Origin of the sequence: Comamonas antarctica (assembly GCF_013363755.1) — a bacterium.
GTDB lineage: Bacteria > Pseudomonadota > Gammaproteobacteria > Burkholderiales > Burkholderiaceae_C > Comamonas > Comamonas antarctica.
In genome coordinates, this window is sequence record NZ_CP054840.1 from 2,410,319 (window position 1) to 2,429,275 (window position 18,957).

17 protein-coding genes and 1 tRNA gene are annotated in these 18,957 nt (G+C 65.5%); 1 reads left to right on the forward strand and 17 read right to left on the reverse strand.

Going from position 1 to position 18,957, the window contains the following annotated elements; all coding sequences use genetic code 11:
- The first annotated feature begins 176 nt into the window (after positions 1 to 176).
- Positions 177 to 2,279, forward strand: coding sequence for a TonB-dependent receptor (locus tag HUK68_RS11270; protein ID WP_175504231.1), 2,103 nt, complete (start codon positions 177 to 179; stop codon positions 2,277 to 2,279).
- 72 nt (positions 2,280 to 2,351) lie between these two features.
- Here the strand turns inward: HUK68_RS11270 and HUK68_RS11275 are convergent, their stop codons facing one another.
- From HUK68_RS11275 to HUK68_RS11355, 17 genes are all read right to left on the reverse strand, one after another.
- The gene (locus HUK68_RS11275) at positions 2,352 to 2,903 is read right to left on the reverse strand and encodes an NADPH-dependent FMN reductase (RefSeq protein ID WP_175504232.1); all 552 of its coding nucleotides are present in this window, start codon (positions 2,901 to 2,903) and stop codon (positions 2,352 to 2,354) included.
- A 113-nt stretch (positions 2,904 to 3,016) separates the two neighbouring features.
- Complete coding sequence (locus HUK68_RS11280; RefSeq protein WP_175504233.1) at positions 3,017 to 3,838, reverse strand: MetQ/NlpA family ABC transporter substrate-binding protein; 822 nt, start codon at positions 3,836 to 3,838, stop codon at positions 3,017 to 3,019.
- An 89-nt stretch (positions 3,839 to 3,927) separates the two neighbouring features.
- Entirely contained in the window at positions 3,928 to 4,593 is a 666-nt protein-coding gene (locus tag HUK68_RS11285; RefSeq protein WP_175504234.1) for a methionine ABC transporter permease, read from the reverse strand.
- Positions 4,586 to 5,437, reverse strand: coding sequence for a methionine ABC transporter ATP-binding protein (locus tag HUK68_RS11290; protein WP_175504235.1), 852 nt, complete (start codon positions 5,435 to 5,437; stop codon positions 4,586 to 4,588). The genes HUK68_RS11285 and HUK68_RS11290 overlap by 8 nt, the downstream gene beginning before the upstream one ends.
- Positions 5,438 to 5,840: 403 nt before the next feature.
- Positions 5,841 to 6,641 (reverse strand): MetQ/NlpA family ABC transporter substrate-binding protein, encoded by an 801-nt coding sequence (locus tag HUK68_RS11295; RefSeq protein WP_175504236.1) that lies wholly within the window; start codon positions 6,639 to 6,641, stop codon positions 5,841 to 5,843.
- Between the two features lie 111 nt (positions 6,642 to 6,752).
- Positions 6,753 to 7,100, reverse strand: a complete 348-nt coding sequence (locus HUK68_RS11300) for a single-stranded DNA-binding protein (RefSeq protein WP_175504237.1) — start codon at positions 7,098 to 7,100, stop codon at positions 6,753 to 6,755.
- 103 nt (positions 7,101 to 7,203) lie between these two features.
- Positions 7,204 to 7,280 (reverse strand) — tRNA-Pro (locus tag HUK68_RS11305).
- 32 nt (positions 7,281 to 7,312) lie between these two features.
- Entirely contained in the window at positions 7,313 to 7,750 is a 438-nt protein-coding gene (locus HUK68_RS11310) for a MerR family transcriptional regulator (protein ID WP_390887782.1), read from the reverse strand.
- 94 nt (positions 7,751 to 7,844) lie between these two features.
- Complete coding sequence (locus HUK68_RS11315; protein WP_175504239.1) at positions 7,845 to 8,180, reverse strand: integration host factor subunit alpha; 336 nt, start codon at positions 8,178 to 8,180, stop codon at positions 7,845 to 7,847.
- 38 nt (positions 8,181 to 8,218) lie between these two features.
- Entirely contained in the window at positions 8,219 to 10,666 is a 2,448-nt protein-coding gene (gene pheT, locus HUK68_RS11320) for a phenylalanine--tRNA ligase subunit beta (protein ID WP_175504240.1), read from the reverse strand.
- Between the two features lie 72 nt (positions 10,667 to 10,738).
- A complete protein-coding gene (pheS, locus tag HUK68_RS11325) occupies positions 10,739 to 11,791 on the reverse strand; it encodes a phenylalanine--tRNA ligase subunit alpha (RefSeq protein ID WP_175504241.1) in 1,053 nt (350 codons plus the stop codon).
- 101 nt (positions 11,792 to 11,892) lie between these two features.
- The gene (gene rplT, locus HUK68_RS11330; protein WP_159912880.1) at positions 11,893 to 12,252 is read right to left on the reverse strand and encodes a 50S ribosomal protein L20; all 360 of its coding nucleotides are present in this window, start codon (positions 12,250 to 12,252) and stop codon (positions 11,893 to 11,895) included.
- A gap of 26 nt (positions 12,253 to 12,278) precedes the next feature.
- Positions 12,279 to 12,482: a 50S ribosomal protein L35 gene (gene rpmI, locus HUK68_RS11335; protein ID WP_175504242.1), complete on the reverse strand. Its 204-nt coding sequence runs from the start codon at positions 12,480 to 12,482 to the stop codon at positions 12,279 to 12,281.
- Between the two features lie 208 nt (positions 12,483 to 12,690).
- Positions 12,691 to 13,296, reverse strand: a complete 606-nt coding sequence (gene infC / locus HUK68_RS11340; protein ID WP_175505820.1) for a translation initiation factor IF-3 — start codon at positions 13,294 to 13,296, stop codon at positions 12,691 to 12,693.
- 76 nt (positions 13,297 to 13,372) lie between these two features.
- On the reverse strand, positions 13,373 to 15,304 hold the full coding sequence (thrS, locus tag HUK68_RS11345; RefSeq protein WP_175504243.1) for a threonine--tRNA ligase: 1,932 nt from the start codon (positions 15,302 to 15,304) through the stop codon (positions 13,373 to 13,375).
- A gap of 282 nt (positions 15,305 to 15,586) precedes the next feature.
- Positions 15,587 to 17,320: an acetyl/propionyl/methylcrotonyl-CoA carboxylase subunit alpha gene (locus tag HUK68_RS11350; RefSeq protein ID WP_175505821.1), complete on the reverse strand. Its 1,734-nt coding sequence runs from the start codon at positions 17,318 to 17,320 to the stop codon at positions 15,587 to 15,589.
- Between the two features lie 4 nt (positions 17,321 to 17,324).
- Complete coding sequence (locus tag HUK68_RS11355; RefSeq protein ID WP_175504244.1) at positions 17,325 to 18,953, reverse strand: 5-oxoprolinase subunit B/C family protein; 1,629 nt, start codon at positions 18,951 to 18,953, stop codon at positions 17,325 to 17,327.
- Between the last annotated feature and the right edge of the window lie 4 nt (positions 18,954 to 18,957).

An 18,957-nucleotide genomic window follows, 5' to 3' on the forward strand; every position in this document is an offset into this window, starting at 1 on the left:
GCTCTGTGGCATTCTTCGGCCCTTGCCGCGCGTAGCTGTATCCTAGGCCGGCCCTTTCCCCACTGAAACGACTGCAGCGCAGCACCTGCCGGCCCCGCCGGCCGTGCCGCGTTGCGCCGCGCATGGCCGCAGCCCACAAGCCACGGCCGGCGCATGCAAACCACAAGGTTCTCTTCATGACACTGCATCATCTGCGCTGGGTTGCCGGCCTGCCCGTCCTCGTCGGCGGCATGTACGGCATGGCAATTGCCCAGCCTGCCACCGACGCCCGCCTCTCCGAGATCACGGTCCACAGCACGCTGGGCGGCACGACGCTGGAGCAGACGCCGGCCTCGGTGACGGTGGTCGATGGCGAGCAGATGCGCGACCGCCAGCTGCAGGTCAACCTGTCGGAAAGCCTGTCCGGCGTGCCGGGCCTGCAGATCAACAACCGCCAGAACTACGCGCAGGACCTGCAGCTGTCGATACGCGGCTATGGCGCGCGTTCGACCTTTGGCCTGCGCGGCGTGCGCCTTTACGTCGACGGCATTCCTGCCACCATGCCCGACGGACAGGGTTCGCTGTCGCACATCGACATCGGCAGCCTGGAGCGCGTCGAGGTGCTGCGCGGCCCCTACTCCGCGCTGTATGGCAACTCGTCCGGCGGCGTGATCAGCATGTACACCGAAACGCCCACCGGCCGCCCCAGCCTCGAAGGCGGCTACACGGTGGGCAGCAACGGCCAAAAACGCATTTCGGCCAAGGCCAGCGGCCAGACCGGCCAGGGCCTGAGCTATGTGCTCAGCGCCAGCCGCTATCTGACCGACGGGTATCGCGACCACAGCGCCGCCGACCGCAATGTGGCCAATGCCAAGCTGTCCACCGCCATCGGCGACGACGCGACGCTGACCATCGTGGCCAATACCATGAAGACCGACGCGCAGGATCCGCAAGGGCTGACCTGGGCCCAGTGGCAGGCCAACCCGCGCCAGGCCTCGGCGGTGGCCGAAACCTTCAACACCCGCAAGACGCTGGAGCAGACCCAGGTCGGCGCGACCTATGAGCGCCGCCTCAGCGCCGCGCACAGCGTGTCGCTCACGGCCTATGCGGGGCACCGCTCCATGGAGCAATACCAGTCCATTCCCGAGTCCGCACAACGCGCCGCCGGCCACGCGGGCGGCGTCATCGACATGTCGCGCGACTACGCCGGCCTCGATGCGCGCTGGACGGGACGCTTCAGCAATACGCCGGTGCCCCTCACCGTGACGGCTGGCCTGTCGGTCGATACCGTCAAGGAAGACCGCCAGGGCTATGAGAACTTCGTCGGCAGCCAGCTGGGCGTCAAGGGCGCGCTGCGCCGCGATGAGGACAACAGCGTCACCAGCATCGACCCCTATGTGCAGGCCACCTGGCAACTCGCACCCGCATGGAGCCTGGGCACCGGCCTGCGCTACAGCCATCTCAAGTTCGAGTCGGACGACCGCTACATCCGCGCCGGCAATCCCGACGACTCCGGCAGCGTGACCCACAGCAAGGCCTTGCCGGTGGTGTCGCTGTCGTATCAGCTCACCCCCGAAAAGACCGTCTACGCCAGTGCAGGGCGCGGTTTCGAGACTCCGACCTTTGCCGAACTGTCGTACCGCCCGGGCAGCATCGGCGGCCTGAACTTCGACCTGCAGCCCAGCGTGAGCACGCAGTATGAAGTCGGCTACCGCGAGCGCCTTACCGGCGCCGTCAAGGGCGGCTGGAGCGCGGCCGTGTTCCAGTCGCGTACCAGCGATGAGATCGTCAGCGCCGGCTCCAGCAACGGCCGCACCACTTACCGCAATGCCGGCGACACCCGCCGCCAGGGCCTGGAACTGCAAGCCGACCTGCGCCTGGCGCCGCAGTGGAAGCTGCAGGCTGCCTATACCTACCTCGACGCCAAGTTCCTCCAGGCGTCGGGCACCGCCGCCGCGGGCAACATGCTGCCTGGCCTGGCCAAGCAGCATCTGGCGCTGGGCCTGGACTACGACCTCACTTCCGAGTGGCGCGTTGGGGTGTCGGCCGAGTACATGGGCCAGGTCTACGTGAACGACGCCAACAGCGAATCCGCTCCGTCGTACACCGTGGCTGCGGCCAGCATCGGCTACCGCAAGGTCATGGGCCCCTGGACGCTGCGTGCGTTTGCACGCGTCGACAACCTGTTCGACCGCAAGTATGTCGGCTCGGTCATCGTCAACGATGGCAACCAGCGCTACTTCGAAGGCGCCCCGGGCCGGCAGTGGATCACGGGCGTGAGCGCCGCCTACCAGTTCTGAGTTGCGCCGCGAGACGCGCACACCATGAAAAAACCGGCCTCTGGCCGGTTTTTCTTTGCCTGCAACTGCGCCTCAGACGGCGTGCTTCTTCACCCACTCGACATAGCGGTGCAGCCAGCCCTGGAGAAACTCGCGGCTGCCTTCGCCAATCGAGCCATCGTCATTGAACAGGCCGTCCTTGGCCTGGATGAACATCTCGGGCTGGCCGAGCAGCGGCACGTCGAGATAAGCCAGGATATTGCGCAGATGCTGCTGCGCGAGGGCCGTGCCGATGGCACCCACGGAGACGCCGAGCACCGCGCCCGGCTTGCCGCCCCAGACGCTCTGGCCATAGGGACGCGAGCCCTGGTCCAGCGCATTCTTGAGCACGCCCGAAATCGAGCGGTTGTACTCGGGCGTGACGAACAGCAGCGCATCGGCGGCGGCGATCTGCGCGCGAAAGCGCTTCACGGCCTCGACCTCATTGCCATCGGCGTCCTGGTTGTACAGCGGCAACGCGTCGATGGCGATTTCCTCGAAGCTGAAACCTTCGGGCGCCATGCGTTCGATGGCGTGTGCCAGCTTGCGATTGAACGAATCCTTGCGCAGGCTGCCGACGATCACCGCGACCTTGTATTGGCTCATGAAAACTCCTCGCGTCAAAAACAAAAAGGGCTTCCCATTATGGAAGCCCCGGGTGGCAAGGGCCGTGGGTCGCGTCCTACACCACAGGATGCATGGCCATGCCGATGCGCGGCTTACTGCAGGAACGAGGGCTTGGCATAGCCCTGGAACTTGCTGTCGACCACGGCCTTGTATTCCGCCGAGCGGTAGGCGGCTTCGAGGTCCTTGGCCCATGCCGTGTCCTTGTCGGCACGCTTGACCGCGACCACGTTCAGGTAATGGTCGGGGGTCTTCTCCAGCTTCACGGCCTCGGTCAGCTTCAGGCCCGAGGAGATCGCGAAGTTGCCGTTGATGATCGCGTACTCGGTATCACCCAGCGAGCGCGGCAGTTGCGCGGCTTCCAGCGGGATGAACTTGAGCTGGCGCGGGTTCTCGACCAGGTCCTTTTCCGAAGCGCGCAGCGGATCGATGCCGGGCTTGATCTTCACCAGCTGGTTCTGCTCGAGCAGCACCAGCGCGCGCGCCAGGTTGCTGGGGTCGTTGGGCAGCGTCACGCGGTCGCCGGTCTTGGCTTCCTCGAGCGTCTTGCGCTTGGTGGAATACACGCCCAGCGGCGCGATCGGGCCCTGCACCAGCTCGACGATGTCGAGCTTCTGGTCGGCCGCGAATTTCTGCAGGTAGACGCGGTGCTGGAAGAAGTTGGCGTTCAGCGAGCCCTGGGCCAGCGCCAGATTGGGCTGCACGTAATCGTTGAACTCGACCAGCTTGACCTTGTAGCCCTTCTTCTCCAGGATCGGCACGATGCCTTGCTTGAGCTGGTCGATGTTCGAGCCGGCGGTGCCGCCGATGACCAGTTCCTTCTTGGCCTGGGCCTGCACCGGCGCGGCCAGGCCGACGAGGGTCACAGCCGCGACCGCGGCAGCCAGCAGGGAACGACGCACTACGGGATTCTTCATCACAAACCTCTTTCAGGAGAAATCAACACTGCCAGCAACGGCAGCACATGGAAAACCTGGGGCGCTCTGCGGCCCCCCCTCTTTGCCTTTCAGCCGCGCTTGTCCAGGCGCCGCGCGGTGGCGTTGCCGACAAACTGCAGGATCTGCACCAGCACCACCAGCACGGTGACGGTGAGCACCATCACGTCGGTCTGGAAGCGGTAATAGCCGTAGCGGATGGCCAGGTCGCCAATGCCGCCGCCGCCCACGACGCCGGCAATGGCCGAGTACGACAGGAAGCTCACGGCCAGCACCGTCAGCGCCAGCACCAGGCCGGAACGCGCTTCGACCACCAGCACGCGCCAGACGATCTGCAGCTCCGAGGCACCCATCGCATGCGCGGCCTCGATGACTCCGCGCGGCACTTCGCGCAGGCACTGGTCGACCAGGCGCGCGAAATACGGAATCGCGGCAATCGACAGTGGCACCGCGGCGGCCAGCGGGCCAATCGAGGTTCCTGCGATGACGCGTGTGAGCGGGACCAGCGCCACCAGCAGGATGATGAACGGGAACGAGCGCACGGTGTTCACGATCCAGTTGAGCACCAGGAAGGCGGGCTTGTTGGCCAGCGATTGTCCGGGGCCCAGCAGGAACAGCAGCACGCCCAGCGGTCCGCCCAGCACCACGGCGGCGGTGAGGCCGATGCCCAGCATCAGCGCGGTCTGGCCGATGGCCACCCACAGTTCGGGAAGAATGGCAGCGATATTTTCAGACATGGTGCAGTTCCTGGGCCGCCGCGGCAGCGTTCGATGAAGAGGCCGCACTCCAGCGCGCTTCGCGCTCGGTGCGCTCGCGCAGGGCTTCGAGTTCCTGGCCCAGCACGGTGCGGCGTTCAACGCGCGGTCCGTGCAGCGAGAACTGCTCGGCGATCCGACCGCCTTCGACAATGGCCACTTCGCTGCACAGCACTTCGACCACCGACAGTTCGTGCGTCACGATCACGATCGTCACGCCGGTCTTTTGCTGGATGTCGCGCAGCGTCTCCAGCAGTGAGCGCGTGGTTTCGCTGTCCAGCGCCGAGGTCGGCTCGTCGCACAGCAGCACCTGGGGGCGCGGCGCCAGTGCGCGCGCGATCGCCACGCGCTGCTTTTGGCCACCCGATAGCTGCGCCGGATAGCTGCCGAGCTTGTCGGACAGTCCCACGAGAGCCAGGCATTCGCGCACCCGTGCATCGATCTGGGCGCGCGACAGGCCGCCATGGATCTTCAGCGGGAAGGCGACGTTGTCGAACACGCTGGCGTTTTGCAGCAGGTTGAACTGCTGGAAGATCATGCCGATGTTCTGCCGGGCATCGCGCAGTTCACGCCGGCTCAGCTTCGTGAGCTCGCGCCCGGCGACATGCACTTCACCGGCGTCAGGGCGCTCGAGCAGGTTGATCAGCCGCAGCAGCGTCGATTTGCCCGCGCCGCTCTTGCCGATCAGGCCGAAGATCTCGCCCTGGCGCACCTCCAGCGTCACCGATTTGACGGCTTCGAACAGGCCGCCGTCGGCCGTGGCGAATTTTTTCTGCACATCGCGCAGGCGGATGAGCGGCGGTTTGTCGGCAGTGTTCTGGCTCATGCAATCACATCATTGGAAACGAAACCCCTGGAGCCCGGGGGCATTGGCGGCTCATGCCAGTTGCCATGGGTCCGATGCCGGGAGTACGCGGCAGCGCCAGGCGCTGACGCGGAGCGCTGGTAAGGCAGCCGCTTCCGACAGGGGAAAGACGTGGAGTTTGCCGCCATCCCCGGATTTCATCAACGAATTTAAAGACCCATGCTTATGCATTTTTGCTAATAAAGCGGGGAGCTTCAATGCCTTCAATCCCTAGCAAAAGTCGCCACGCCGAAGAATGGTTGACAGGCGTGGGTCACCGCCTGCACACGGCTTGAACAGGCATGAAAAAAGCCGGCCCCGCCGCATGCGGAACCGGCTTGTGGCGACGCGCGGCAGGGCCCGCGCCGGCTGCCCTGCGCAGCGCTTAGAACGCGGGCACGACCGCGCCCTTGAACTGCGTTTCAATGAACTGGCGCACTTCAGGCGACTGGTAGGCCTTGATCAGCTTGCCCACCCAGGGCTGGGCCTTCTCGGACTCGCGCACCACGAGGATGTTGACATAGGGGTTCTTGGCGCTTTCCTGCGCAATCGAGTCGGTTTTCGGATTCAGGCCCGCCGAGATCGCGAAGTTGGTGTTGATGGCCGAGGCATCGAGGTCGTCCAGCGAGCGCGGCAGCTGGGCGGCGTCGAGTTCGACGAAACGCAGCTTCTTTGGATTCGACACCACATCCAGCGGCGTCGCCTTGAGGCCGGCGTTTTCCTTGAGCTTGATCAGGCCCTGGGCCTGCAGCAGCAGCAGCACGCGGCCGCCATTGGTGGGATCGTTCGGAATGCCGAACTTCGCGCCCTGCGGCAGGTCGGCCAGGTTCTTGACCTTCTTCGAGTACAGGCCGATGGGGAAGTTGACGGTGTCGGCCACGCGCACCAGCTTGTAGCCGCGGTCCTTGACCTGGGCATCGAGGTAAGGCAGATGCTGGTAGCTGTTGGCATCGAGGTCGCCTGCCGCCAGTGCCGCGTTCGGCTGGATATAGTCGCCGAACTCGACGATCTGGATCTTCAGGCCCTGCTTGTCGGCCACGGCCTTGACCTTCTCGAAGATCTGGGCGTGGGGGCCGGCGGTGACACCGATCTTGATCGATGTCTTGTCCTGGGCCACGGCGGCCAGCGGCGCGGCGAAGGCCAGGCCCAAAGCCAGGGTTGTCTGCAGAAGTTGGCGCTTGTTCACGGAATGCCTTGTGTCGAAAAATTCAGATGCAGCACTGTACGCGCAAATCGCAAGCGCTATTTCGAAGAAAAAATCAGCTGTTTATGCCTGCAGGAAATAATCCGCGCCGCCTCACGCGTCGCGGCCCGCCTGCCCGGCCGCGACCTGGCGTTGCTTGTGCTCCACGTGGTAGGCCGTGAGCACCTGGTGCGCGATGGCATCGAGCGCAGGATGAACGACGCCCTGCTTGTCCGTCCAGACCTTGGGTGTGATCGGACCGGCGATGGCAATCGCATCGCCCTCGCGCAAGGCCTCGAGCGCGGCGCAGGGCGCGGCATCGAAGGCAATCACATTCACGAACAGGTTCTCGCCGTCGCCGCATTCGGCGCGCATGCGCGCCACCATGAAGGGCTTGCCGGTCTTGCTGATGCGCTGCTCGGGCGTGCCATACAGGCGCCCTGCAATCAATCCATCCATCATGGCCATACCTTTCGCGTCGCGCGCGACATTGTTGCTGCAGCCGGCCGCGGCCCGCAATGAAAAAAGGGCCAGCAGAAAAAACTGCTGGCCCTTTTTGGGATTTTGGTCGGCGAGAAAGGATTCGAACCTTCGACCCCTTGCACCCCATGCAAGTGCGCTACCAGGCTGCGCTACACGCCGACGAGAATTGAATTATATACCGAAAAAATCGCTCACAAAGTCAACAGCTCACGAATTTGCAGCAGTTCCTCGCGCATCGCCGATGGAGCCAGCATCAGCGCCGCCGGCGCCAGCGACGGCGGCGATGCCATCTCGGGCGCCGGGCCCTCCCAGTCCGTGGCCACGAGATCGAACTCCTCGGCTGGAGCCGCGTCGATGCCGCCCGTCTCACGCAGGCGGTTGCGCGCCCCCTGAATGGTGAAGCCCTGGTCGTAGAGCAGCTCGCGAATGCGGCGGATCATCAGCAGTTCGTGATGCTGGTAATAACGCCGGTTGCCGCGGCGCTTCACCGGGCGCAGATGGGTGAACTCCTGCTCCCAGTAGCGCAGCACATGGGGTTTCACGCAACACAGCTGCGCCACCTCGCCGATCGTGAAGTAGCGTTTGGCCGGAATCGGCGGGAGCGGGGAACCCTGGGACATCGCTGGCATCTCCATTCATCAACCCGACAAGGCTACCGCAGGCGGTGCCGCACTGCCATGCGCAATCGCCCTGCTCGGGCCAAGGCGCATGGCAACGGAACGCTCAGAGTGCCGACGCCGAAGTCTCGCCGCTCTGGATCTGTTCCTTGAGCTTGGTACTCGCATGGAACGTTACCACGCGCCGCGCCTGGATCGGGATCAGCTCGCCGGTGCGCGGATTGCGCCCCGGCCGCGGAGCCTTGGTGCGGATCTGGAAGTTGCCGAAACCCGACAGCTTGACGTCGTCGCCCTCGACCAGGCTCTGCGAGACCAGGTCGAAGAAGGCGTCCACCATCTCCTTGGACTCGCGCTTGTTCAGGCCGATCTGGTCAAACAGCAGATCGGCAAGCTGCGCCTTGGTCAGCGCCGGGCTGTCCAGGCTTTCAATGGCCAACTCCATGGCAGACCCCTTGTCTTGGGAAAAGACAGCCATATCCATCATCCGCGCAGGCGTGCGCCGCAGCGCGCGACCAGCTGTTCGACCACGGCCGACATCGCGGCTTCGATCTCGGCTTCAGTCAGGCTGGCGGTATCGCTGCCCAGCAGCAGGCGCACGGCCAGGCTCTTCTCGTTCGGTGCCAGCGCGCCCGGCGCCGGGGTTTCACCGGCACGCAGCGGCTTGGCACGGAACACGTCGAACAGCACGGCCGAGCGCAGCACGGTCTGCGCGGCCGCAGCCTCGACGGCAGCCATGATCTCGGCATGCGTGACCGATTCCGCGACGACCACGGCGATGTCGCGCTCCACCGACTGGTGCTTGGCGACCGCGCGGAACTGCGGCACCTGGCGCTGCTGCACGGCATCGAGCTCGAGCTCGAACATCACTGGCGCCTGCAGCAGTTCCCAGCCCTGGCGCCACTGCGGGTGCAGTTCGCCGACGAAGCCGATGGCCTTGCCGTCCAGCAGCACGCGCGCGCAGCGGCCCGGGTGCATGGCCGGGTGCTGGGCGGCTTCGAAGGTCGGGCGCAGCGGCGCCAGCAGCGCCTCGACATCGCCCTTGACGTCATAGAAGTCCACTGCCTGGTCCTTGCGGCCCCATTGCAGCTGGTCGGCCGGGCCGCAGGCCATGCCGGCCACGCGCATCGGCTGGTCGAAACCCTGCACCGTGGTGTCGGTGTTCTGCACGCTGGCATCGCGCAGGAACACGCGGCCCAGCTCGAAAACGCGCACGCGCTGGGCCTTGCGGTCCAGGTTGAACTTCACGACCTGCAGCAGCGAGCCCAGCAGCGAACTGCGCATGACGCTCAGCTGGCTGGCGATCGGGTTCAGCAGCTTGATCGGGTTCGGGTTGCCTGCGAGTTCATGCTCCCAGCGCTCTTCGACAAAGCTGAAGTTGATGGTTTCCTGGTAACCCAGGGCCGCCAGTTCGCGGCGCACGGCAAAGCTGCTGCGGCGGTTCTCGGCACGCAGCTTGGGCGTGATCGGCGCCAGCGGCGGCGTGGTCGGCAGCCGGCCGTAGCCCAGCATGCGCGCGACTTCCTCGATCAGGTCCTCTTCCAGCGCGATGTCGAAGCGGTACGACGGCGGGGTCACCGTCAGCACGCCCGCGCCCTGCTCCACGGCCAGGCCCAGGCCTTGCAGCGCGTCGGCGCACTGCTGCTGGGTCACGGGCATGCCGATGACCTTGGCGGCGCGCGCCACGCGCAGCTGCACCGGCTGGGGCGTGGGCACGTTGACGATCTGGTCATCGACCGGGCCGCACTGGGTTTCAGGCGTGCCGCAGATCTCGAGCACCAGTTCGGTGATGCGCTCGATATGCTCCACCGTGAGGCTTGGATCGACGCCGCGCTCGAAGCGGTGGCCCGCATCGGTCGAGAAATTGAAGCGGCGCGAACGGCCGGCAATCGCGCGCGGCCACCAGAAAGCGGCTTCGACATAGATGTGCTGCGTATCATCCGACACCGCCGTGGCGTCGCCGCCCATGATGCCGGCCAGCGATTCAATGGCCTGGTCGTCGGCAATCACGCCGACCTTGTCATCGACGGTCACGGTATTGCCGTTGAGCAGCTTGAGCTGCTCGCCGGGACGGCCCCAGCGCACATCGAGGCCGCCATGGATCTTGTCCAGGTCGAAGATGTGCGACGGACGGCCCAGCTCGAACATCACGTAGTTCGAAATGTCGACCAGCGGCGCGACGCTGCGCTGGCCGCAGCGCGCCAGGCGGTCGACCATCCAGGCCGGTGTCTTGGCCTGGGTGTTGACGTTGCGAATCACGCGGCCCGAGAAACGGCCGCACAGATCGGGCGCGCTGATCTTGACCGGCAGGCGGGCGTCGGTGGCCACGGCCGCGGGCGTGAATGTCGGGTTCTGCAGCGGCGCGCCGGTCAGCGCGGCGACTTCGCGCGCGATGCCGTACACGCTCAGGCAGTGCGCCAGATTGGGCGTGAGCTTGAGCGTGAACAGCGTGTCATCCAGGTTCAGGTAGGTGCGGATGTCCTGGCCCAGCGGCGCATCGAGCGGCAGCTCGAGCAGGCCGCCATGGTCGTCGGCCAGCTTCAGCTCCTTGGCCGAGCACAGCATGCCGTAGCTCTCGACGCCGCGCAGCTTGCCGATCTTGATCAGGAAAGGCTTGCCGTCATCGCCCGGGGGCAGCTCGGCGCCCACCATGGCGCAGGGCACGCGGATGCCCACGCGCGCGTTGGGCGCGCCGCAGACGATGGTCAGCTGCTCGGCCTGGCCGACATCGACCTGGCACACGCGCAGGCGGTCGGCGTTGGGATGCTGCTCGGCCTGCTTGATCTCGCCCACGACGATCTTCGAGAACGGCGGCGCGACGGGCGCCAGCTCCTCGACCTCCAGGCCGGCCATGGTCAGGGTCTCGGCCAGTTCGGTGGTGCTCAAAGGCGGGTTGCAGAACGCACGCAACCAGGATTCAGGAAATTGCATAGTCAGTCTCTTTGGCTTCTAACGGGCCTGCGCACCGGGCGCAGGCGCCAACACAGGCGGTGGTTGCGGTGCTTACTGGAACTGCGACAGGAAGCGGATGTCGCCGTCGAAGAACAGGCGCAGGTCGTTGACGCCATAGCGCAGCATCGTCAGGCGGTCGGGGCCCATGCCGAAGGCAAAGCCGATGTACTTCTCGGGATCGAGCCCCATGTTGCGCACCACGTTCGGGTGCACCTGGCCGGAACCCGCGACCTCGAGCCAACGGCCGGCCAGCGGACCGGTCTGGAACTGGATGTCGATCTCGGCGCTGGGCTCGGTGAACGGAAAGAAGCTCGGACGGAAGCGCAGCACCAGGTCATCGCTCTCGAAGAAGGTGCGGCAGAAATCGGTGAACACCACCTTCAAGTCCTTGAAGCTGACGTTCTCGCCGATCCAGATGCCTTCGCACTGGTGGAACATCGGCGAGTGCGTGGCATCGCTGTCCACGCGGTAGGTGCGGCCCGGCGCGATCACGCGGATCTCGGGCATGCTCTGGCCCGCATCGAGCAGGGCCTGGTATTTCTTCACATGCTGCACGGCATAGCGCACCTGCATCGGGCTGGTGTGCGTGCGCAGCAGATTGGGAGCGGTCTCGGTGCCGCCTTCGACATAGAAGGTGTCGTGCATCGAGCGCGCGGGATGGTCCTCGGGCGTATTGAGCGCGGTGAAGTTGAACCAGTCGGACTCGATCTCGGGACCGTCGGCCACGTCGAAGCCCATCGAGCCGAAGATGCCTTCGATGCGCTCGAGCGTCAGCGACACCGGATGCAGGCCGCCCTGGCCGCGGCGGCGTCCGGGCAGGCTCACGTCCAGCGCCTCGGCCTTGAGTTGGGTTTGCAGCTCGGCATCGGCCAGTGCCTGGCGGCGCGCCGTCAGGGCCGCTTCGATGGCCTGCTTGGCGACGTTGATCTGCGCGCCGCGCGATTTCTTCTCCTCGACGGAAAGCTGCGCCATGCCCTTCATCAGTTCGGTCACGCGACCGGACTTGCCCAGGAACTGGGCCTTGGCGTTTTCCAGATCGGCAGGGGTAGCGGCTTGCGCAAACAGCTGCTGCGCGCTTTCAACCAGAGAATCCAACTCGTTCATATCGACTCTTGAAAATAAACAAGGGCTAGTGCCTTTTCAAGCTCTAGCCCTTGTTGTTAGTGCGTTAGCAGCTACAGGTCATGCAGCTGCAGGCCGTGAACTCAAGCAGCCAGCTTGGCCTTGACTTGTTCCACGATGCTGGCGAAAGCAGCCTTGTCGTGCACCGCGATATCGGCCAGCATCTTGCGGTCGATTTCAATCGATGCCTTCTTCAGGCCGTTGGCGAACACGCTGTAGGTCATGCCCAGTTCACGCGCAGCGGCGTTGATACGGGCAATCCACAGCTGGCGGAACACGCGCTTCTTGTTACGACGGTCACGGTAGGCATATTGCCCAGCCTTCATTACCGCCTGCTTGGCGATACGGAAGACATTACCGCGGCGACCGCGAAAACCCTTAGCGAGGGCCAGAACTTTTTTGTGACGGGCACGGGCCGTTACACCACGTTTGACGCGAGGCATGTAAGTACTCCTTGTTCGTCAGTTAATTACAAGCCAAAGCCGGGCAGCATTTGTGCGATCGAGCCCATGTTGGTCTCGTGCACAGCAACCGCACCACGCAGGTGACGCTTGTTCTTGGTGGTCTTCTTCGTCAAGATGTGACGCTTGAAGGCTTGACCGCGCTTGACGGTGCCACCGGGACGAACGCGGAATCGCTTCTTCGCGCTGCTCTTGGTCTTCATTTTGGGCATGTGAATGCTCCTTTAGTTGTGCTCGTGAGGCGTTCGTGCAAACTGCGCGAACTTGTTGGCCCCGAGCCACTTCTTTTTTGGCCCGCCCTTTCAGGCAGGCCTGGCAACGGACGAATCCGCGGCCTGTGCGGCACGGCCCGAAAGCCATGCCGCGCAAAACAAAAGGTGAGCCTTTGGGGCTCACCTCGCTTGCAGGCAGGATTATGCCTCAAGCGGCCGGCGCTGTGGGCGCATCTCCCTGCGGCTTGGCGCCCGTGGGCTTTTTCTTGGCCGGCGCGATCATCATGATCATCTGGCGGCCTTCGAGCTTGGGGAACTGCTCGACGGAAATGCTGTCGGCCAGGTCATCGCGAAGGCGGTTGAGCAAGGCCAGGCCCAGGTTCTGGTGCGTGATTTCACGGCCGCGGAAACGCAGCGTGATCTTGCACTTGTCACCTTCGGCCAGGAAGCGGCGGATATTGCGCAGCTTGATGTTGTAGTCGCCGTCGTCGGTACCGGGACGGAACTTCACTTCCTTGATTTCGATGACCGTCTGCTTGGCCTTGGCTTCCGCAGCGCGCTTTTGTTCCTGGTACTTGAACTTGCCGTAATCCATCAACCGGCAGACCGGCGGATTTGCCGTCGCGGCAATTTCCACCAGGTCGACATCCAGTTCGCCGGCCATGCGCAATGCTTCCATGATCGGAACAATGCCCAGGGGCTCGTTGTCTGGGCCGGACAGGCGCACTTCAGGCGCCATGATTTCACGGTTGAGGCGGTGCTTGCGCTCCTCACGGTGACGGCGATCGCGAAATTCAGTAGCTATGGTTTTCACCCTTGATTTGAAATGGCTACAACAGCGTAACCAGCTTGCGTGCACTGTGCACGCAAGCCAAATGCTGACATCTCAGTCAGATCTTGGAGGCAATGTCGTTGGCGACCAGTTCAATGAAGGCGTCGACCGACATCACACCGAGGTCCTTGTTGCCCCGGGCGCGCACTGCTACCGCTCCAGCAGCCTTTTCCTTGTCGCCTGCAACAAGGATATAAGGCAGCTTCTGCAACGAATGCTCGCGTATTTTATACGTAATCTTTTCGTTGCGCAGGTCAGTGACCACGCGAAGATCCTGGCCGGGCAAGGCCTTTCGCAGTTTTTCGGCAATTTCACGACAGTAGTCGCCTTGTGCATCGGTGATGTTCAGCACGGCTGCCTGCACCGGTGCCAGCCAGACCGGCAACGCACCGGCGTACTGCTCGATCAGGATGCCAAGGAAGCGTTCCATGCTGCCGACGATCGCGCGGTGCAGCATGACCGGGCGATGGCGGTTGCCGTCTTCGCCGACATATTCGGCGTCCAGGCGCTCGGGCATCGAGAAGTCGACCTGGATGGTGCCGCACTGCCAGTGGCGGCCCAGCGCATCCTTGAGCGTGTACTCGATCTTCGGGCCGTAGAACGCGCCGTCGCCGGGGGCGATCTCGAATTCGCAGCCCGAGGCGGCCAGGCTGTCCATCAGCGCGGACTCGGCCTTGTCCCAGCTTTCCTCCGAGCCGATGCGCGCCGCGGGGCGCGTCGCGACCTTGTAGATGATCTCGGTGAAGCCGAAATCGGCATACACCTTCTGCAGCAGACGGCTGAAGGCCAGCACCTCGCCCTGGATCTGGTCCTCGGTGCAGAAGATGTGGCCGTCATCCTGCGTGAAGCCGCGCACGCGCATGATGCCGTGCAGGCCGCCCGTGGGCTCGTTGCGGTGGCACTGGCCGAACTCGCCGTAGCGCAGCGGCAGGTCGCGGTAGCTCTTGATGCCCTGGTTGAAGATGATGATGTGGCCCGGGCAGTTCATCGGCTTGAGCGCGTAGTCGCGCTTTTCGCTTTCCGTGACGAACATGTTGTCGCGGTACTTGTCCCAGTGGCCGGTCTTCTCCCACAGGCCCTTGTCCAGGATCTGCGGCGCCTTGACCTCCTGGTAGCCGTTGTCGCGGTAGACGGCGCGCATGTACTGCTCGACCTGCTGCCACAGCGTCCAGCCCTTGGGGTGCCAGAACACGGTGCCTGGCGAATGCTCGTCGATGTGGAACAGGTCCAGCTCGCGCCCCAGCTTGCGGTGGTCGCGCTTTTCGGCTTCTTCCAGCATATGCAGGTACTGCGCCAGCGCTTCCTTGCTGGCCCAGGCCGTGCCGTAGATACGCTGCAGCATCTCGTTGCGGTGGTCGCCGCGCCAGTAGGCGCCAGCCACCTTCATCAGCTTGAAGAACTTGAGTTTGCCGGTGCTGGGCACGTGCGGGCCGCGGCACAGGTCCTCGAAGTTGCCTTCGCGGTACAGGCTGACGTCCTCATTGCTCGGGATGCTGGCAATGATCTCGGCCTTGTAGTTCTCGCCCAGGCCCTTGAAATAGGCCACGGCTTCGTCGCGCGGCAGCACGCGGCGCTGCACGGGCTCGTCCTTGGCGGCGAGTTCGGCCATGCGCTTCTCGATGGCCGCGAGGTCTTCGGGCGTGAACGGGCGCTTGTAGGCAAAGTCGTAATAGAAGCCGTTCTCGATCACCGGGCCGATCGTGACCTGGGCCTCGGGAAACAGTTCCTTGACGGCGTATGCCAGCAAGTGGGCCGTCGAGTGGCGGATCACGTCGAGGCCGTCCGCATCCTTGGCGGTGACGATGGACAACTGGGCGTCCTGGTCGATGAGATAGCTGGTGTCGACGACCTTGGCCGCGTCGCCGCTGCCGATCTTGCCGGCCAGCGCCGCCTTGGCCAGGCCGGTGCCGATCGAGGCGGCAACGTCGGCGACCGTGACCGGGCCGGGATACTCGCGCTGGGAACCGTCGGGAAGCGTGATGTGGATCATGGGGATTCCTTGTCAAATCTTGTCGGGGGATAGCTGCGCGCCCATGCCGGAAAACAAAAAAGCGCGGAACGGGTCCGCGCTTGAGAGGGGAAAAGCAAATCTCGTGCAGGCGCGAACAGCCAGCCTAGCGGCCGGTGGACATCTCCGTGGAGGTAGTTCGCGGTGTCATAACCAGATTGCCTTTCTCGCCCTTGTATGTTGGAAACAGTGGTGCCGGCGTGCATTTTACCCCGGCTGCACGATCCGTGCGGCCAAGGCGTTGCACACCCGCACCACCCCTCCTCACTCGATGCTGGCGATACTCGCGCCCTGTTGATGGAAGGAGCCGGCTTCGGCCTTGAGCGTGATGCGGCCGGCGCGGTGGGCGGTGACCTGCATTTCCATCTTCATGGCTTCCATGACGGCCACCACATCGCCGGCTTGCACCTGGTCGCCATCGGCGACCTGCCACTTGTGCAGCGTGCCGGTGACGGCGGCGCGCACCGCGCTTTCGTCCACGGGCGCGGCGGCCTGCGGCGCGGCAGCCGACGCCGCGCGCCCTGCGGACAGGCCGGCCAGCCATTCGGCGGGCAGGCCCAGGCTCACGCGGCGGCCGTCGATCTCCATCACGCTGCGGTGCAGCGCAGTGTCAGGCACCGGTGCCACGCGCGCCGCGGCTTCGAGGTCATTGGCGAAATCGGTCTCGATCCAGCGCGTGTGGACCTTGAAGTCCTCGGCGGCGTCGGCGCAGAAATCGGCTTGTTCGAGCACCGCGCGGTGGAACGGCAGCACCGAGGCCACACCCTCGATCTGGAACTCCTTGAGTGCGCGGCGCGCGCGCACGATGGCTTCGGCGCGCGTCGCTCCGGTGACGATCAGCTTGGCCATCATCGAGTCGAACGTGCCCGGAATGACCGAGCCCGAGACCACGCCGGAGTCGACGCGCACGCCCGGGCCCGAGGGCGCGTCGAAGCGCGTGATCGCGCCGGGCGTGGGCACGAAACCGCGGCCCACGTCTTCGGCGTTGATGCGGAACTCGAGCGCGTGGCCGCGTGGCGCGGGTGTTTCCAGCACGCGCAGCGGCAGCCCGTCGGCGATGCGCAGTTGCTCGACCACGAGGTCGATACCGGTGGTTTCCTCGGTCACCGGATGCTCGACCTGCAGCCGCGTGTTGACTTCGAGGAAGGAGATCGCGCCGTTCTGGCTCAGCAGGAATTCCACCGTGCCCGCGCCCGAATAGCCCGCGGCCGCGCAGATGTCCCTGGCCGACTGGTGGATGCTGGCGCGCTGCGCGTAGCTCAGGAACGGGGCCGGGGCCTCCTCGACCAGCTTCTGGTTGCGCCGCTGTAGCGAGCAGTCGCGCGTGCCCAGCACCAGCACATTGCCATGCTGGTCGGCCAGCACCTGCGCCTCGACATGGCGCGGATGGTCGAGGAACTGCTCCAGAAAGCATTCGCCGCGGCCAAACGCCGTCACGGCCTCGCGCACCGCCGAGTCATAGAGTTCAGCGACTTCCTCGAGCTTCCACGCGACCTTGATGCCGCGGCCGCCGCCGCCAAACGCGGCCTTGATCGCAATCGGCAGCCCATGCTGTTTGGCGAAGTCCACGACTTCCTGCGCGTCCTTGACGGGCTCGGCGGTGCCGGCCACCAGCGGCGCGCCGACCTGGATCGCCAGCTTGCGTGCCTGGACCTTGTCGCCCAGGCGGCTGATGGCTTCGGGCGAAGGGCCGATCCATACCAGGCCGGCGTCGAGCACGGCCTGCGCGAACGCCGCGCTTTCCGACAGGAAGCCATAGCCCGGGTGCACCGCGTCGGCGCCGCTCTTGCGGGCGACTTCCAGCAGCTTGGCGATGTTCAGATAGGTATCGGCGGGACGCTGGCCGTCGAGGCCGTAGGCTTCGTCGGCCATGCGCGCATGCAGCGCATCGATATCGGCGTCGGCATAGACCGCGACGGACTTCACGCCGTAGTCGGCGCAGGCGCGCGCGATGCGCACGGCGATCTCGCCGCGGTTGGCAATCAGGACTTTTTTCATCATTTCAATGCTTCTCGGTTGTCGGCGGCGCGACGTCGATGACGTCGAAGCCGCGCACCACGCGCAACTTCACGCGCGCGTTGACGGGGATCTGCGCGGCCAGATCGAGGTGGTAGCTGGCCACGCTGGCGATCACGGGATAGCCGCCGGTCAGCGGATGGTCGGCCAGGAACAGCACGGGCTGGCCGCTGGCCGGCACCTGGATGGCGCCGCGCGCCGTGCCTTCGCTGGGCAGTTCCCTGGCTTCGGCGCGCGTGAGCGCCGCTTCGCCCTGAAGGCGGATGCCCACCCGGTTGGACTGGGGCGTCACGGCCCAGGCCTGCGAAGTCAGCAGCGCCAGCGCGTTCGCGTCGAACCAGTCGGTGCGCGGGCCCAGCACGATATCGAGACAGACCTCCTCGCCCGCACGCGGCATGTCGAATGCCGGCTGCTCGGCGAGCGCAACGGGCGGCAGGCCCGCAGTGCTGCCGACGGCCAGCGTGTCGCCCGCCGCCAGCGCTGCGGGGCCGACGCGCGCCAGCGTATCGGTGGACACGCTGCCCAGCACCGGCGCTACCTTCCAGCCGCCGCGTACGCTCACATAGTTGCGCGAGCCGGCTTGCGGAGACTGGATCGACAGGCGGTCGCCTGCATCGAGCGCCAGCGGCGCGTAGGTGGCCGCGGCGTAACGCCGGCCCTCGGCGGTTTGCACCTCCAGCGGCGCATCGGCACCGGTGACGGCAACGACCGCGGGTTGCAGCGCTTCGAGCGCCAAGCCGCCATAGGCAACTTCGAGGCAGGCAGTCTCGGGCGCATTGCCCACCACGCGGTTGGCCGCGCGCAACGCGCTGCGGTCCATGGCACCGGACGCGCCCACGCCCTGCCCCGCATGGCCGATACGGCCGCCATCCTGGAACAGCGTCTGCAAGCCCGCGGCCTCGACCCGGAACGCCGGCGCATCGGCAGCCGCGCGCTTGCCCTGCGCCACCGCGCGCTCGCCCGCGCACTGCGCCATCAGCGCCGCCAGCGCTTCGGGCACCAGCGTGGCGATGTCGACGAACTGCACGCGAAACCCCGGCCGCAGCAGCGAGGGCGCGGCACGCTCCAGATCCCACATCTGCACCGGCGTCGTGCCGATGATCTGCCAGCCGCCCGGGCTGGTCTGCGGGTAGACGCCGCTGAAGGTGCCGGCCAGGCCGACCGCGCCCGCGGGAATGCGCGTGCGCGGTGTCTTGCGCCGCGGCACGTCGAGGCGCGGATGGCCGCCCGACAGATAGGCAAAGCCCGGCGCGAACCCCGTGAAGGCCACGGAGTACGCGCTGCCGGAGTGCATGCGCACCACTTCTGCGGGCGTGGTGCCCAGCAGATCCGCCACTTCCTGCAGGTCCTCGCCGTCGTAATGCACGGGAATGCGCACCAGGTGGCTGGAGCGTTCGACCTGCGCGCCGACATCGCGCGCACCGATCGCGTCGATCAGCTCTGGCAGCTGCGTCTGCGACGGTTCGAAATACACCAGGATGGTGCGCGCCGCAGGAATCAGCTCCTGCACACCGGGTACCGGCTCGGCCTGCAGCGATTGCAGCAGAGCCAGGGTCTGCGCCAGGTCGTCGAGTTCGACCAGCACCGCGTTCAGGTTGACAGGCAGGAAACGCATTGCC

What these genes read in the sequence shown, in the direction of transcription:
- thrS (WP_175504243.1), bottom strand. Translation starts at nt 15,304, where the DNA reads ATGATCCACATCACGCTTCCCGACGGTTCCCAGCGCGAGTATCCCGGC.
- HUK68_RS11280 (WP_175504233.1), bottom strand. Translation starts at nt 3,838, where the DNA reads ATGAAGAATCCCGTAGTGCGTCGTTCCCTGCTGGCTGCCGCGGTCGCG.
- HUK68_RS11285 (WP_175504234.1), bottom strand. Translation starts at nt 4,593, where the DNA reads ATGTCTGAAAATATCGCTGCCATTCTTCCCGAACTGTGGGTGGCCATC.
- pheS (WP_175504241.1), bottom strand. Translation starts at nt 11,791, where the DNA reads ATGAACGAGTTGGATTCTCTGGTTGAAAGCGCGCAGCAGCTGTTTGCG.
- rpmI (WP_175504242.1), bottom strand. Translation starts at nt 12,482, where the DNA reads ATGCCCAAAATGAAGACCAAGAGCAGCGCGAAGAAGCGATTCCGCGTT.
- HUK68_RS11300 (WP_175504237.1), bottom strand. Translation starts at nt 7,100, where the DNA reads ATGATGGATGGATTGATTGCAGGGCGCCTGTATGGCACGCCCGAGCAG.
- HUK68_RS11270 (WP_175504231.1), top strand. Translation starts at nt 177, where the DNA reads ATGACACTGCATCATCTGCGCTGGGTTGCCGGCCTGCCCGTCCTCGTC.
- HUK68_RS11315 (WP_175504239.1), bottom strand. Translation starts at nt 8,180, where the DNA reads ATGGAGTTGGCCATTGAAAGCCTGGACAGCCCGGCGCTGACCAAGGCG.
- HUK68_RS11310 (WP_390887782.1), bottom strand. Translation starts at nt 7,750, where the DNA reads ATGCCAGCGATGTCCCAGGGTTCCCCGCTCCCGCCGATTCCGGCCAAA.
- HUK68_RS11290 (WP_175504235.1), bottom strand. Translation starts at nt 5,437, where the DNA reads ATGAGCCAGAACACTGCCGACAAACCGCCGCTCATCCGCCTGCGCGAT.
- rplT (WP_159912880.1), bottom strand. Translation starts at nt 12,252, where the DNA reads ATGCCTCGCGTCAAACGTGGTGTAACGGCCCGTGCCCGTCACAAAAAA.
- HUK68_RS11355 (WP_175504244.1), bottom strand. Translation starts at nt 18,953, where the DNA reads ATGCGTTTCCTGCCTGTCAACCTGAACGCGGTGCTGGTCGAACTCGAC.
- HUK68_RS11275 (WP_175504232.1), bottom strand. Translation starts at nt 2,903, where the DNA reads ATGAGCCAATACAAGGTCGCGGTGATCGTCGGCAGCCTGCGCAAGGAT.
- HUK68_RS11350 (WP_175505821.1), bottom strand. Translation starts at nt 17,320, where the DNA reads ATGAAAAAAGTCCTGATTGCCAACCGCGGCGAGATCGCCGTGCGCATC.
- pheT (WP_175504240.1), bottom strand. Translation starts at nt 10,666, where the DNA reads ATGCAATTTCCTGAATCCTGGTTGCGTGCGTTCTGCAACCCGCCTTTG.